Source organism: Nocardia abscessus NBRC 100374 (genome assembly GCF_000308455.1).
GTDB lineage: Bacteria > Actinomycetota > Actinomycetes > Mycobacteriales > Mycobacteriaceae > Nocardia > Nocardia abscessus.
Genome location: NZ_BAFP01000031.1, coordinates 1 through 14,577 on the forward strand (window position 1 = coordinate 1; position 14,577 = coordinate 14,577).

General features: G+C 69.8%; 12 protein-coding genes. 9 read left to right on the plus strand and 3 right to left on the minus strand.

Annotation, left to right across the window (positions count from 1 at the left end):
* The 3 genes from eccD to ON19_RS04970 form a co-directional block, all read left to right on the plus strand.
* On the plus strand, nt 1-504 hold a 504-nt coding region (gene eccD, locus ON19_RS04960; RefSeq protein WP_043687537.1), incomplete at its 5' end, for a type VII secretion integral membrane protein EccD.
* A gap of 32 nt (nt 505-536) precedes the next feature.
* Nucleotides 537-1,916, plus strand: coding sequence for a type VII secretion-associated serine protease mycosin (gene mycP, locus ON19_RS04965; protein ID WP_043687903.1), 1,380 nt, complete (start codon nt 537-539; stop codon nt 1,914-1,916).
* A 45-nt stretch (nt 1,917-1,961) separates the two neighbouring features.
* Nucleotides 1,962-6,041, plus strand: a complete 4,080-nt coding sequence (locus ON19_RS04970) for a type VII secretion protein EccC (RefSeq protein ID WP_043687540.1) — start codon at nt 1,962-1,964, stop codon at nt 6,039-6,041.
* A gap of 93 nt (nt 6,042-6,134) precedes the next feature.
* Here ON19_RS04970 and ON19_RS04975 read toward each other — a convergent pair whose 3' ends face one another.
* Both ON19_RS04975 and ON19_RS04980 read right to left on the minus strand, forming a co-directional pair.
* Nucleotides 6,135-6,740 (minus strand): GNAT family N-acetyltransferase, encoded by a 606-nt coding sequence (locus tag ON19_RS04975; protein WP_051168547.1) that lies wholly within the window; start codon nt 6,738-6,740, stop codon nt 6,135-6,137.
* Nucleotides 6,741-6,744: 4 nt separating this feature from the next.
* Nucleotides 6,745-7,548: a GntR family transcriptional regulator gene (locus ON19_RS04980; protein WP_043687543.1), complete on the minus strand. Its 804-nt coding sequence runs from the start codon at nt 7,546-7,548 to the stop codon at nt 6,745-6,747.
* 359 nt (nt 7,549-7,907) lie between these two features.
* On the opposite strand from ON19_RS04980, the gene ON19_RS43580 reads away from it, so the two are divergent.
* Nucleotides 7,908-8,219, plus strand: coding sequence for a DUF4254 domain-containing protein (locus ON19_RS43580; protein ID WP_227954466.1), 312 nt, complete (start codon nt 7,908-7,910; stop codon nt 8,217-8,219).
* Between the two features lie 64 nt (nt 8,220-8,283).
* Here ON19_RS43580 and ON19_RS43585 read toward each other — a convergent pair whose 3' ends face one another.
* On the minus strand, nt 8,284-11,853 hold the full coding sequence (locus ON19_RS43585; protein ID WP_227954465.1) for a MinD/ParA family ATP-binding protein: 3,570 nt from the start codon (nt 11,851-11,853) through the stop codon (nt 8,284-8,286).
* 481 nt (nt 11,854-12,334) lie between these two features.
* Here ON19_RS43585 and infA point away from each other — a divergent pair, with 481 nt between their 5' ends.
* From infA to rpsD, 5 genes are all read left to right on the plus strand, one after another.
* Nucleotides 12,335-12,556: a translation initiation factor IF-1 gene (gene infA / locus ON19_RS04995; RefSeq protein ID WP_003418601.1), complete on the plus strand. Its 222-nt coding sequence runs from the start codon at nt 12,335-12,337 to the stop codon at nt 12,554-12,556.
* A gap of 148 nt (nt 12,557-12,704) precedes the next feature.
* On the plus strand, nt 12,705-12,818 hold the full coding sequence (rpmJ, locus tag ON19_RS05000) for a 50S ribosomal protein L36 (RefSeq protein ID WP_011207363.1): 114 nt from the start codon (nt 12,705-12,707) through the stop codon (nt 12,816-12,818).
* Nucleotides 12,819-13,066: 248 nt separating this feature from the next.
* Entirely contained in the window at nt 13,067-13,438 is a 372-nt protein-coding gene (rpsM, locus tag ON19_RS05005) for a 30S ribosomal protein S13 (RefSeq protein WP_043687550.1), read from the plus strand.
* A 9-nt stretch (nt 13,439-13,447) separates the two neighbouring features.
* Nucleotides 13,448-13,861 carry a 30S ribosomal protein S11 gene (gene rpsK, locus ON19_RS05010; RefSeq protein WP_014981768.1) on the plus strand — a complete coding sequence of 138 codons (414 nt, stop codon included), beginning with the start codon at nt 13,448-13,450 and terminating at the stop codon, nt 13,859-13,861.
* Nucleotides 13,862-13,881: 20 nt separating this feature from the next.
* The gene (gene rpsD, locus ON19_RS05015) at nt 13,882-14,487 is read left to right on the plus strand and encodes a 30S ribosomal protein S4 (RefSeq protein ID WP_043687553.1); all 606 of its coding nucleotides are present in this window, start codon (nt 13,882-13,884) and stop codon (nt 14,485-14,487) included.
* The last annotated feature ends 90 nt before the right edge of the window (nt 14,488-14,577 follow it).

Here is a 14,577-nt window from a genome sequence, read left to right on the forward strand (position 1 = left end):
ATCGGCGCGATCGGCGCCAGCGCTCTGCCCTCGGCGGCCGGGCTCGGGGAACGGGCTCGCGCGGCCAACCAGTTCCAGTCCGGCCTGATCGCGGCGTGCGCCGCGAGTGCCGTCATCGGCGCGTTCGGCGTGGCCGATCCGCTGGGTTCGCCACGCTGGCAGGGCATCACGCTGGCGGTCTTGACCGCGATCATCCTCGCGTTGCGCGGCCGCTCGTTCGCCGATCTCATCCAGGCCGCGACGATGATCGGCGGCGGCTGCGTGACCGCCGTCGCCCTGGTCGTCGGGTTGGCCGCGGGCGACACCGATTACACCCAACTCGCGGCAGGCGTGCTGCTCGCGTTCACGATAGGTGTGATCGGCTTCGGAGTGATCGGCCCGCACATCGAGGTCACCCCGGTGACCAGGCGGATGATCGAGATCTTCGAGTACCTGCTGATCGTGGCGGTGATCCCGCTGGTGCTGTGGGTGATGAACATCTACTCGATGGCCCGCAACATATGACCGGCAGCGCCTTCCGCCGGAGAATCATGCGGATGGCCTGCGCCGCAACGGTTGTCGGCGCTGGGATCGGCATGCCGTGGCCGAGTGCGCAGGCGATCGCGCCGCCCGCGATCGATTCCGGCGCGCTCGGGGCGGCACAGGGTTTGAGCGGGCGCCCCGCGCCGCTGGAACCGACCGAACAGCGCTCTGTCTGCGCCGAACCCGTGCTCACCGGCAGTCCGCCCAGCGAACCTCCGATGGCGCAGCGGGTGCTCGATCTCCCGTCGGCGTGGCAGTTCAGCCGCGGCGCGGGTCAGAAGGTGGCCGTCATCGACACCGGGGTGAATCCCCATCCGCGACTGCGCTCTCTGCAACCGGGCGGTGACTTCGTCTCCGACAGCGACGGGACGGTCGACTGCGACGGCCACGGCACCCTGGTCGCCGGAATCATCGCGGCCCAGCCGAGTCCCGGCGACGCCTTCGCCGGTGTCGCGCCCGACGCGGACCTGCTCACCATCCGGCAGCTGAGCCTGGCCTACGAGCCGAAGGACCGCAGCGGCCGGGACGACCCGCCGGGCAAGATCAGCAGCGACGGCTACGGCAGCGTGCTCACGCTGGCGGCGGCCGTCGTCCGCGCCGTCGACCTCGGCGCCACCGTCATCAACATCTCCGAAGTCGCCTGCACCACAGCGGGATCGGACACCGCCGACGCCTCGCTGGGCGCGGCGGTGAAGTACGCCTACGAGCGGAATGTCGTCGTGGTCGCTGCCGCGGGCAACCTGCAGCCCGACGGCGCGTGCTCGAAACAGAACGAGGGCTCCGGGTGGGGCTCGGTGGTCACGGTCGCGAGCCCGGCCTGGTTCACGCCCTACGTGCTCTCGGTGGGCTCGGTGGACTCGACGGGGCAGGTGTCCGAGCTTTCGCTGCACGGCCCATGGGTCGCCGTCGCCGCGATCGGCCGCAATATCGTGTCGCTGGACAGCAAGCCGGGTGGCAACGGATTGGTCGACGGCGTCCAGACCACCGAGGGAATCAGGGGTGTGGAGGGCACCAGCTTCGCGGCGCCCTACGTGGCCGGGCTGGCGGCGCTGGTGCGGTCGCGATTCCCGGAACTCACCGCGCAGCAGGTGATGGACCGCATCATGCGCACCGCCCACGGGCCGGGCACCGGACGCGACGACCGGATCGGGCACGGCCTGATCGATCCGCTCGCGGCGCTGACCGCGCAGCTGCCCGAACAGCCCGTCAGCGCGGGGGCCGACAAGCCACGGGTCGTTGCCGCGCCGGCGATTCCGCCCGGCCCGGACCCGCGGCCGCGCCGGATCGCCGTCATCGGCTCCATCGTCTGCCTGGCCGGTCTGGCCATCGGCGCCGCGGTGGCGATCCCGTTCCGCCGCTCGGGACAGGACCTGAACGCGGAGTTCGATCCGTAGCGCGGCGAGGCATCGACCGCTCGTCGCCGACCGAACGAAGGAATCATGGCTACCGAAGGCTTTGTGCGCCGCCCCCGCATTGCACCGCCCCGGGCACCCGGCGGCGAGGTGGCGCTGACCGCGCCGCCGGAGATCGCGCGCGCACTGCCCGCGCCGCTGATGATGAAGCTGATGCCCGTCGTCATGGTGGTCGCGGTGGTCGGCATGATCGCCATGATGGCGATGATGGGCCGCAACATGCTGGCCAATCCGTTCATGATGATGTTCCCGATGATGATGCTCATGTCGATGGTCGGCATGATGGCGGGCTTCCGGGGCGGCGGTCCCAAGCGCGCGGTCGAGCTCAACGAGGAACGCAAAGACTACTTCCGCTACTTGGACCAGGTCCGAAAGGACGTGCGGCGCACCGGCGGCAAGCAACTGGAGACGCTCCGGTGGAGTCATCCCGAACCCGCCGACCTGCCCTCCATGATCGGGACGAGGCGGATGTGGGAGCGCAGGCCCAACGACCCGGACTTCGGGCACGTGCGCGTCGGGGTCGGCAGCCACCGGTTGGCCACCAAGCTGGCGCGCCCGGAGACGGGGCCGCTGGAGGATCTGGAACCGGTGTCCACCGTGGCGCTGCGCCGCTTCGTACGCACTCACTCGGTGGTGCATCGGTTGCCGACCGCGGTGTCGTTGCGCGCGTTCCCCGCGATCAACATCGGCGGCCCTGCCGAGGACGCGCACATGCTGGTGCGGGCGATGCTGATGGAGCTGGTCACCTTCCACGGTCCCGACCATCTCGCGGTCGCGATCGTCTGCGCCGACCCGGACGGTCCGGCCTGGTCCTGGGCGAAATGGCTGCCGCAGCTGCAACATCCGACCCAGCGCGACGGCATGGGCTCGGCGCGGATGATGTACCACTCGCTCGGCGAACTGGAGACGGCGCTGGCGGCCGAGCTGCTCGAGCGCGGCCGGTTCATGCGCAACCCGCAGCCGACCCAGGGGCGGCTGCACCTCGTGGTCGTCATCGATGACGGCTACGTCAGCGGCAGCGAACGTCTGGTCAGCGAATCGGGCCTGGATTCGGTGACGGTGCTCGACCTCACCGCACCGGAGGGCGGGCTCGCGGCGCGGCGCGGGCTGCAACTGGTCGCCGCCGACGGCGAGGTGTCGGCACGCAGTGCGGCCGGTGTGGAGAAGTTCGCCACCGCGGACCAGGTGAGCACGGCGGAGGCCGAGTCCTTCGCCCGCTCGCTGGCCAGGTATCGCCTCGCCACGGCGGCGCAGATCCTCAGCCTCGGTGAGGGAACCACGACGGACCCGGGACTGATGGCGTTGCTGAAGATCCCGGACGCGGCCCAGATCGATCCGGCGCGGGTGTGGCGCCCGCGCACGGCCCGGGAACGGCTGCGGGTGCCGATCGGCATCACCCCCGACGGCACTCCGGTGGAGATCGACATCAAGGAATCGGCCGAGAACGGCATGGGCCCGCACGGTCTGTGCATCGGCGCCACCGGGTCGGGGAAGTCGGAATTCCTGCGCACCCTAGTGCTTTCGCTGGTCACCACGCATTCGCCGGACGCGCTGAACCTGGTGCTCGTCGACTTCAAGGGCGGCGCGACCTTCCTCGGCCTCGACTCGCTGCCGCATGTCGCCGCGGTGATCACCAACCTGGAAGAGGAACTGTCGCTGGTCGACCGCATGAAGGACGCGCTCGCCGGTGAGATGAACCGCCGCCAGGAGCTGCTGCGTTCGGCGGGCAACTACGCCAACGTCACCGACTACGAGAAGGCGCGCGCCGCCGGTGTGCCGCTGGACCCGCTGCCCGCCTTGTTCATCGTCGTCGACGAATTCTCCGAATTGCTCTCGCAGAAGCCGGACTTCGCCGAACTGTTCGTGATGATCGGTCGACTCGGCCGGTCGCTGCACGTGCACCTGCTGCTGGCCTCGCAGCGGCTGGAGGAGAACAAGCTGCGCGGCCTGGAATCGCATCTGTCCTATCGCATCGGCCTGCGCACGTTCTCGGCGAACGAATCGCGCGCGGTACTCGGCATCACCGACGCCTACCACCTGCCGAGCGTGCCCGGCTCGGGGTATCTGAAGAGCGATGCGTCGGATCCGTTGCGGTTCAACGCGAGTTACGTGTCCGGGCCGTACGTCGCGCCGCAAGGCACGGTCACCGGCGAGGACGGCAGCCCGGTCGCCGGGCACCGTCCCGCGTTGTTCACCGCCTCGCCGGTGGAACTGCCGGAGCCGATCGAGGACGAGACGCAAGCGCAGCCGGTGGCGCCGTCGAATCCGCTGCTGGAACTGCCGCCGCCGCCGTCGGCCGCCGGGGCGGTCCCCGGCGCCGACGAGGGCATCCCGGACACGCTGCTCGACGTGGTCGTCAAGCGGCTCACCGGGCACGGCCGCCCGGCGCACGAGGTCTGGCTGCCGCCCCTGGAGGAATCCCCGACCGTCGACATGCTGCTGCCGGACCCGGACTGGCGTTCGCCGGTCAACCGGCACGGCCAGTTGTGGATGCCGATCGGCGTCATCGACAAGCCGTACGAGCAGCGGCGCGATGTGCTCACCATCAATCTGTCCGGCGCGCAGGGCCACGTCGCGGTGGTCGGCGGCCCACAGTCGGGCAAGTCGACGACGCTGCGCACCATCATCATGGCGACCGCGGCCACGCACAGCCCCGAACAGGCGCAGTTCTACTGCCTGGACTTCGGTGGCGGCAGCATGGCGGGCCTGTCCGGGGTGCCGCATGTGGGTTCGGTGGCCGGTCGCCTCGACAGCGACCGGGTGCGCCGCACCGTCGCCGAGCTCACCACGCTGATGCGTCAGCGCGAGGAGCGGTTCGCCGCACTGGGCATCGAGTCGATGGCCGAGTTCCGGCGCCGCAAGTTCACCGATGACCAGCGCGTTCCCGACGGCACCGCCGGAGCGGGCAACCCGTTGGCCGACGACAAGTTCGGCGACGTTTTCTTGGTGATCGACGGTTGGGCGGCGATCCGCGAAGAGTTCGACGTGCTGGAACCGCAGATCAACGCCATCGCCGCGCAGGGTTTGTCGTTCGGCATCCACCTGATGATCGCCGCCTCGCGCTGGGCCGAGATCCGTCCGGTGGTCAAGGACCAGATCGGCACCCGCCTCGAGCTGCGGCTCGGCGATCCGTCGGACTCGGAGATGGGCAGGCGCACCGCGCATCAGGTTCCGGTCGGGCGCCCCGGCCGCGGTATGACCCCCGACCAGCTGCACATGCTGATCGCGCTGCCGCGCTTGGATTCCGACTCCGATCCGGGCAGCTTGGCCGACGGCGTCGCGGGCGCGCGCACCGAACTCGAGCAGCTGTATCCGAACCGCCGCGCGCCGGAAGTACGCATGCTGCCTTTGCGGTTCGGCCGGGACGAGTTGTTGGCCTCCGCGCGAGCCCAGGGGATCGAGCTCGGCCCCACCCAGGTCGTCGTCGGGCTCGGCGAGTCCGAATTGCAACCGCTTGTGCTGGATTTCGGCGCCGAACCGCACTTCATGGCGTTCGCCGACGTGGAATGCGGCAAGACCACCCTGCTGCGCAACATCGTTATGGGCGTGGTCGAGCAGTCGACCACCGAGCAGGCCAGGATCATCATGATCGACTACCGCCGCACCATGCTCGGCGTGGTCGAGGGCGACCACCTGGCCGGATACTCCACCTCGTCGCAGACCTGTGGTCCGATGCTCCAGGAGGTGGCCGGATATCTGGCCAAGCGCATCCCCGGCTCGGATATCACGCCACAGCAGTTGCGGGATCGCAGTTGGTGGAGCGGCCCGGAGATCTACATCGTGGTCGACGACTACGACATGGTGGTGACCGGCAGCGGCATGAACCCGTTCGCGCCGCTGCTGGAATACCTGCCGCAAGCCCGCGACATCGGCATGCACCTCGTCGTCACGCGTCGCAGCGGCGGTGTGTCCCGTGCGCTGTACGACCCGGTGCTGGGCACCATGAAGAACCTGTCGGTGGAGACGCTGATCATGAGCGGGTCGCGCGACGAGGGCAAGCTGATCGGCGACGTGCGGCCGAGCAAGCTGCCGCCCGGCCGCGGAACCCTGGTGTCGCGCAGCCGAGGGATCGAGATGGTGCACATCGCGCACCTCCCGCCGGTCTGACCGGGCCGCGGTCGCGCTCGCGTACCTCCCGCGGGCATAGGCAGGCGTACTGCTGAATCGGCTGCGGCGCTGACGATCGCTGTCGGCGCCGAGTCAGTTGTTCGGTTGCGGTGGCCGCAACATCGCCGAGGCTGCCGATCGCGCGACCGCAGGGACCGGGACGGGGAGTTCGGGCTCCCAGCTGTCGACCCGCCGCTCGAACAGCGCGCGCGACGGGCCGAGCACGAGCGGCCCCGCGACGCGGACCAGCCGGAATCCCGCCGAGCGGTAGTAGTCGTGCAGGTCGGTATTGGTGGTCCAGGCGTCCAGCCGCACCCACTCGCGTTGCTGGTGGCGGGCAAGCATTCCCGCGTGGGCGAGCATGCGATGGCCCACCCGCCGGCCCGCGAATCGCAGGTCGACGATCATGAAATGGACGATCAGCGAATCGTCGAGTTCCCACCGCGACCACAGACCGGCATCGGCACGGTCGTTGACGGTGATGGTTCCCGCCGGCTCGCCCGCGACCTCGGCGATCCAGGTCTCGCCCGCGTCCAGCGCGTGTCCGACGGCGCGGGCGAAGATCTCGATGGGCAGGCCGCGCCCGGCGACCGTCCACTGGTCGGACCCACGCGCGGTGAGCCACGCCGTGCGCTGCACGCGCAGGCGGCAGATCGTGCCGAGATCGCCCACTGTTGCCTGACGGAGCGCGATCGTCATGGGGCTAGGCCGGACCGGACCAGGGCGAGTCGGCGAGCGTGGTCCGGATGACTGCGGTGCCTTCGGCGTCGCCGAGTTCGTAGGCGAGGCGGTTGCCGGTGGCGAGCGAGCGATGCCGGGTGGCCCGGGTGACTCGGGTGTGGTTCGCGCCGATGCGCAGATGATCCAGCAGAATGGTGCCGGTGGCGACGCCGAGCACCAAGGCTTCCTCCGCGTTCGCGGGCCGTGCGACAAGCGTGTCACGGTGCGCGGTTTCGGCATGGCCGCGGTCGGCGAGGCGGCGGGTGGTGCCCTCCGGAATGTCGTGCGGGGAGTCGATTCCCGTGGCCTCGGCCAGCTCTCGGGGATAGAAGCTGACCTCCCATGACCACGGTTCGTTGTCGAGATACTGGACCACAGTCCTGGCCAGCACCCAGGAATCCGGGGGGACACCCAGCCACGACGCGACCTCGGAACTGGCCGGCTCCATTTTCGCGCTGAACTCCTTCGACGGCTCCCGGTGCGCGGCCCGCGCGATCTCCTCGAAGATGTCGTGCGGGGTCTGCGGCCGGTCGGGGCGGATAGAGTCGGTCACAACGGATTCGAGCACTTCTTGGTTTCGAACGATCGTCCCGCGGGAAGTAGCTGTGTAGACCAGATTCTCGGTCACCAGAACCTGGATCGCGTTGCGAGCGGTGGTGATCGAGACCTGCATTTGATCGGCAAGCTCGGAATGGCTGGGCAGACGATCGCCCGGCTTCCACTTGGCTGCGCGGATCTCCTCGCGGAGGAGGTCTGCGATCCGGTGATACGTCGGACCGTCCGCCATCTTGCTCCTCGGTTGGTCATGCAGGTAACGAAGTGTACCCTTCGTGACTCCCTACGGCCGGGTAACGCTTGACAGGCGCCTTCAGAGGTTTATTGTAATGAACGTCCTGATCCGGTGTTGTGCGGCGATGACGGCGAGGCAACGTGGCAGGTTCGGATACAACGGTCGTAATGGCCATCCCAGGCACATCCAGGTGTGTCGATCCTTCGGTGCGCTCTTCGGTACCGGGATTGCTTCCCACGTCCGACCTATTGGTTCGGGCGTGTCGCGGGCACCGCGTGGTCGGTGGTCCGCTTCTGTGGTTCGCGCGTGATCTGGCAGTGCTACATGAGCGCCGCTTGGTCGGCCGCGGTGGATCGGTGGATACCTCCGTGGCGGTGATCCGCGAAATCGAGCGTCGCAGAGTCGAATTGGTGATGGCCATCGACGACTGGGTGATGCGAAGCGTGCCCCAGCATCGGCTCGGCGCCACGTTGCACACCGAAACGGTGGGTGCGGTGATCGACCGCCTCGCCGAGTCGTCGGTGCGCGCGCACCACGCCTTGATGACTCTGGACGCGCACGACGAGTTGTTGCACAACGCGTGGCATCATCTCGCCGAACTCGCGGACGCCTACGACGATCTGGTGCGCGACGTCATGGCGGGCAGGCGGCGCCTGCCCGAGTGGTGAGCGGCTGATCTGGTGAGCGGCTGATCCGCTCGTCCTTGCCCGCCGGGCCACGGCCCGGCGGGTGTCAGGGACGGTACCGGCGGTGATCGGTGGCGAAGTCGTCGGCGACGGTCGCGGCCAGCTCGACGTAGGCCCGCTTGGTCTGCTTGTGCAGCCGGTGCAGATCGATCTCGGCGCCCTCGGACATGTGGACGTCGAACGGGATGATGTGCACGGCGCGACACCGGGACAGGAAGTACTCCCGTAGTTGCTGGATACCGACATTCGGCGATCCGGCCCGCGGCGAGTTGATCACCACCACCGCGTTGCGCACCAAGTGGTCGTGGCCGTGCAGCGACAGCCAGTCCAGCGTCGCCGCGGCGCTGCGGGCTCCGTCGATCGCGGGGGAGGAGATCAGCACCAGCGAGTGCGCCAGATCCAGCACACCGGACATGGCCGAATGCATCAGTCCGGTACCGCAGTCGGTGAGGATGATGTTGTAGAACCGCTGCAGGATCCGGGCGACCGCGCGGTACTCCTCTTCGCTGAACGCCTCCGACGCGGCCGGATCACGTTCGCTGGCCAGCACTTCCAGGCGACTCGTGGCCTGCGAGGTGTGCCTGCGCACATCCGAATAACGCTGGATGGACGAGTCCAGGAGCAGGTCGCGCACGGTGGACCTGGTCTGCAGCGGCACCCGCTGCGACAGCGTGCCGAAGTCGGGATTGGCGTCCACGGCGATCACCCGGTCGCCCCGGATGGAGGCGAAGATCGAGCCGATACCCATTGTGGTGGTGGTCTTTCCGACACCGCCCTTGAGTGAGAGCACCGCGATCCGGTAGTCACCGCGCACCGGCTGCCTGATCCGCGCGACCAGTTCCTGCAGCCTGCGTTCCTCGGCGGACATGCCGGGGTTGATCGCGCCGCCGGACACGTGATGCACGGCCTTGCGCCACCCGGATCCCGGCGCCCGCTTGGCCCGGCGCATCGGCACGTTGTCCAGCGAAGGCTGGAACTGGCCGCCCGGCTGCTGGGCTTGCGGTTGCGCGTAGCCCGGCGGCGTCCCCCATTGCTGACCGCCTGGTTGCGCGTAGTTCTGGGGTTCGGGGTGCTGCGGGGGGACCGGTGGCGCGGAATGCGGTGCTGCCTGACCGGATTCGGGCGCGGAATTCCGCTCGGCGGCGCTGCGCCACTGGTCGGCGGGCTGCTCGACAGGAGCGGGACCGCCGGGGAACTGAGCCGGACGGCCATCGGGGCCGATCGCCGCGGTGCCCGGGTGTCCCGTGGTGGCCCACTGGTCGGCCGGGGCCTGCGTTCCGGAACCGGGTACCTGCCCAGCCGCGAACTGCGGTGGGTATCCGGCGTGCTCGCCGCTCGGGGCGTACGGCCCGAGCGGCGAGTTCGGCTCGTTGTGCGCCGGGGCAGGCCGCTGTTGAGGTACCGGTACCTGGTCGAAATCCGGCGCTTGCGCGGCAGATGCCGGAGGAGCGACCGGCGAGTTCGGCTCGGCAGGCAGCCGGTGCCGTCCACCGATCGGTCGCGCGGCCGCGCCACCGGCTACGGCGGCGGCGGTCCAACCCGACGCCGCGGCGCCGGGATCCTGTTGCGATCGGAGCGAATCCGCCTGCGCGGCCGCTGAGGGCTGTCCAGTGGCTTCGGTCGGCCGCACAGCCGGGCCACCCGCGGCAAGGGCGTTGCCTGGTACGGGCGGCACCGGACCGACCCCGCTCTGTCCGGCGTGCGGACCGGGCGTGGGTGCGGCGGCAGGCGTTCCGGTAGCGCCGCTATCCGTCGGCCACGCGTTCGACGTCGTTCGCTGTTCCGGCGCCGGGTCGGTGGGCGTCTGAACACCCGGTGCCGCAGTCGCCTTCGGCGCAGGGGGAAGTCCGGGTGCGCTGGGGCGGCCAGCCTGCTCCGGCGCGGTGTGACCGAGCCAGGGCGGCGGACCGTCCGCGCCGTGTGGCGACAGGCGCCGCTCGTCGTGCGCCGGTGACGGTGGTTGCGTGCCGGTTTCACCCTTGTCCGGCCGCTCGTGCGGCGCGGGCGGGTCGGGCAGCGGTGGGAGACGGCGCGGCGCACCCGGCGCGGATGCCTGGGCGTCCTCGGGCCGTGGTCCAGCCAGCCAGGGCGGCGGCCCCTCGGAGCCGGCGGCGGGATCGGTCGGCGTCGCGGGCTGATCGTGCCGACCCGGTGCTGGGGCGTCCCCGGCCGGCGGCGCGACCGAACCGGCATCGGACCCCGCGGACAACTCATCCGGATCGAAGGCGGCCGTCCACGGTTGACCGACGGCGGGTCGACCGCCCGCCTGTGGCGCAGGGCCCGCGTCCGTGGGCTGCGCCTCGGTCGACGGCGTGGTTCCGGTGGCTCCCGGAGTGGGCCGTTGACCGGACTCCACGCCTGCCGACGCGGTCGGGGCAGCCTGGTGGCTTCCCGCCTGCCGGACCGCGCCGTCGCTACCGACAGCCGGGCTTTCGCTGCTGGACGCGGTCGGATCGTGCCGCGTCCGGTCGTCGGTCGGGATGCCCGAGTGCTCCCCGGTCGGCGTCGAACCCGTGCCGGTCGAAAGGTCACTTCCTTGCCCCGCCGCGTGGGCCGGGCCGGTGGCAGCCGATGGTGCGGCGCTGGTCCGGGCTGCCGGGTCGGCGCCGGCCGGCGGCGCGGCGGCCGGTGCCGACGAGCCCGCGCTCTGCCGCGCTGCCTGATCGGTGCCCGGCACAGGTGCGGTGGGTTGCCCGCCGTGGGGTGGTTGCGCGGGACTGTCACCGACAGTCGGCGCTGCGGGGTCGGCGCCCGCGGGCCATCCCGGATTCGGGCTCGTCGGCGGTGCGACGGGCTGGCCACTGCTCGGCGGCGGGGTCTGCTGCCCGGGCGGAAGCGTGCCCGGCCACTGGCTCGGCCGCACCGCCGACAGCGCGGCGTCGAGCCGAGGGTTGCCGGTGGACGGCCACCCGCCGGGTTGCGGAGCGAACGGCGGTCGGCCGGTCCCGGTGGCCTGGCCGGGGCCGCTCTCGCTGTGCGCCGATCGGGCGGGCTCGTCGTGCGGTGCCGGGGCCGGTCGCTCCTCGACCGCTTGCCGGGGTGGGTCGGGCAGCGGCGGTGGGGGCGGCAGATCGGGCCTGCGGTGCTGCGCGGGCGCCTGCTGTGCACCGGGCTGCTCCCCGGCTCTGCTGCCCAGCGGCTGGAAGCCGGGTGAAGGTTGCGAGGGGTTGCGGGTGGGCAGGCTGGACTGCGGAAGGGCGTTGCGCTGAGGCGGCGCCTCCCACGAGTTGTCCTGCGCGGGCGGGGTGCTTTCCCGCGCGGGCGGGGCGGGGTCGTGGCCGGGCTGCTGCCCCCAGGCGTCGGGCGGACGCTGACCAGGCGCGGGCACGTCCGGCCCGGGTGCGCGTCCGGCCTCGCTCAGGCTTCGGTCGTCGTCGGCGGGCCCCTCGTGCTTGTCCCGGCGCCAGCCCTTGCGGCGCTTCTCGGGACGCGCGGCGTCCGGGCGTTCCGCTTCGGGGGACCGGTTCTTGAACCGGCCGCGTCTGCGGCTGGGGGATTCCTCGATCAGTTCGTCGTGCGGGAGATTCTGTACCGGCGCCTCGTAGCCGCTCTGGCTGACCTCGCTCTCGGACAGCCACGGCGGCAGCATCGGCAGGCCGTCGTTACCACGGCTCACGGCGTCCCCTCGCTGCCGCTCGGCTCCGTCGTATTCGCCCTGCCGCTCGACCGGGTCCTGGTACGGGGTGCTCTGCCGGTGACTCGCTCGCTACGCTTACTCACGGCCTCGCCTCCCTGCCGCTAGCTTCGGCCGTGATCAAGGGCGCCGCGCCGGTGCCTCGCTCGCTCCGCCGGCTCACGCATCCCCCTTGATCTGTTCGACCCAAATACCTGGACAGCGGCCAGTTTACGCGACAACCCGCCGTCGTCGTGGCCGAGGACCGGACGCCCGCCACGGGTGGGAAGGCGGCTGTGAAACCCCTGACGACGCGGGTATACAGGGAGGCATTTTTGCCCGATCCGGAACTGATCGGTAAGCTGGAGCGGCGGTGCACCTATGCGCCGCCTGTTCGTGTGCGAGCGGTCCGCTCCGGCGGCCGGTCCATCCGGGCAGACCAGGCAAACAAACCAGGTTGAGCGTAACCGGGATCGCGGAGGACATGGCGAAGAAGGACGGGGCCATCGAGGTCGAGGGTCGAGTTGTCGAGCCGCTGCCCAATGCGATGTTCCGGATCGAGCTCGAGAACGGGCACAAGGTTCTCGCGCACATCAGCGGGAAGATGCGGCAGCACTACATTCGTATCCTCCCCGAAGACCGTGTGGTCGTCGAGCTCTCGCCCTACGACCTGTCGCGCGGCCGGATCGTATACCGCTACAAGTGATCGCGCCCGCTGCGATCGGGTCGGTGCGAACCGGCAGTTCCGGCGTGAGCCGGAGCCGAGTCGAAAGACTCACTACAGAGCTTCCCCAGTCGCCGACTGGGGAAAAACTGTGTTCACACCTCTGTGAACCACAACAGATTGGACGGACGTGAAGGTTCAGCCGAGCGTCAAGAAGATCTGCGAGAAGTGCAAGGTGATCCGCCGTCACGGTCGGGTCATGGTGATCTGCGACAACCTGCGCCACAAGCAGCGCCAGGGCTGAGCGGAGGCGAGGGAGACCTCGCCCGCACCCGCCCGAGGCATGCCGAAGGCGCCGCTCGACGCGACACCAGCCAAGCACCGAACCGCAGTTCGGATTGGCAAGAAGAACTCCCAGCACCAGCCGCACGCTGCGGATATCAGGGTTCGCCCTGGGCGTGCGCGCCTACCACCGGTTCGGAGGCCGGTGCCCCACCAAGACGAGGGGACGGACAGGGAGCAGACCTCCGCAACGATTAAGGAAACTGCCAGATGGCACGTCTCATGGGCGTCGACCTCCCGCGCGAGAAGCGCATGGAGATCGCACTGACCTACATTTTCGGCATTGGCCGTACCCGCTCCCAGGAGATCCTCGAGGCCACCGGCGTCAGCCCGGACCTGCGTTCGAAGGATCTCAGCGACGACGATCTGACGAAGCTGCGTGACTACATCGAGGCTTCGGAGTTCAAGGTCGAGGGTGACCTGCGCCGCGAGGTGCAGGCCGATATTCGCCGCAAGATCGAGATCGGCTGCTACCAGGGCCTGCGCCACCGTCGTGGCCTGCCCGTCCGTGGCCAGCGCACCAAGACCAACGCGCGCACCCGCAAGGGCCCGAAGCGCACCGTCGCCGGCAAGAAGAAGTAGGGATAACCGATGCCTCCGAAGTCCCGGGCCTCCGGCCCCAAGAAGACCCAGAAGTCGCGTCGCCGGGAAAAGAAGAACGTCCCGCACGGCCACGCGCACATCAAGAGCACGTTCAACAACACGATCGTGTCGATCACCGACCCGAACGGCAACGTCATCTCCTGGGCGTCGTCGGGTCACGTCGGCTTCAAGGGCTCGCGCAAGTCGACCCCGTTCGCCGCGCAGCTCGCCGCCGAGAACGCCGCCCGCAAGGCGCAGGAGAACGGCGTCAAGAAGGTCGACGTGTTCGTGAAGGGCCCCGGTTCGGGCCGCGAGACCGCGATCCGCTCGCTGCAGGCCGCCGGCCTCGAGGTGGGCACGATCTCCGATGTCACCCCGCAGCCCCACAACGGCTGCCGTCCGCCCAAGCGGCGTCGCGTCTAGCGGGAAAGGAATAGCGAACAATGGCTCGTTACACAGGCCCTATCACCCGCAAGTCGCGTCGTCTGCGCGTCGACCTCGTCGGAGGCGACCAGGCGTTCGAGCGTCGTCCCTACCCGCCCGGCCAGCACGGCCGCGCGCGGATCAAGGAGAGCGAGTACCTGCTCCAGCTGCAGGAGAAGCAGAAGGCACGCTTCTCCTACGGCGTCATGGAGAAGCAGTTCCGCCGGTACTACGAGGAGGCCAACCGCCTCAAGGGCAAGACCGGTGACAACCTGCTGCGTCTGCTCGAGGCCCGGCTGGACAACGTGGTGTACCGCGCCGGTCTGGCCCGTACCCGCAGGCAGGCCCGCCAGCTGGTCTCCCACGGCCACTTCCTGGTGAACAACAAGAAGGTGGACGTTCCCAGCTTCCAGGTCACCCAGTACGACATCATCGATGTCAAGGAGAAGTCGCTGGGCACCCTGCCGTTCCAGGTGGCGCGCGAGACCGTCGGCGACCGCCCGGTTCCGGGCTGGCTGCAGGTGATCCCGGGCCGGCTGCGGATCCTGGTCCACCAGTTGCCCGAGCGTGCCCAGATCGATGTGCCGCTGCAGGAACAGCTGATCGTCGAGTACTACTCGAAGTAACACGGCACACGTGCTGCTGGTGCGTGGTCGCTCTCGACGGGCGGCCACGCACAACCCCTGAGACGAGGCGTCAAATAGCGGGCGCCCAAA

What these genes read in the sequence shown, in the direction of transcription:
- mycP (WP_043687903.1), top strand. Translation starts at nt 537, where the DNA reads ATGGCCTGCGCCGCAACGGTTGTCGGCGCTGGGATCGGCATGCCGTGG.
- rpsK (WP_014981768.1), top strand. Translation starts at nt 13,448, where the DNA reads ATGCCTCCGAAGTCCCGGGCCTCCGGCCCCAAGAAGACCCAGAAGTCG.
- ON19_RS04970 (WP_043687540.1), top strand. Translation starts at nt 1,962, where the DNA reads ATGGCTACCGAAGGCTTTGTGCGCCGCCCCCGCATTGCACCGCCCCGG.
- rpsD (WP_043687553.1), top strand. Translation starts at nt 13,882, where the DNA reads ATGGCTCGTTACACAGGCCCTATCACCCGCAAGTCGCGTCGTCTGCGC.
- infA (WP_003418601.1), top strand. Translation starts at nt 12,335, where the DNA reads ATGGCGAAGAAGGACGGGGCCATCGAGGTCGAGGGTCGAGTTGTCGAG.
- rpsM (WP_043687550.1), top strand. Translation starts at nt 13,067, where the DNA reads ATGGCACGTCTCATGGGCGTCGACCTCCCGCGCGAGAAGCGCATGGAG.
- ON19_RS04975 (WP_051168547.1), bottom strand. Translation starts at nt 6,740, where the DNA reads ATGACGATCGCGCTCCGTCAGGCAACAGTGGGCGATCTCGGCACGATC.
- ON19_RS04980 (WP_043687543.1), bottom strand. Translation starts at nt 7,548, where the DNA reads ATGGCGGACGGTCCGACGTATCACCGGATCGCAGACCTCCTCCGCGAG.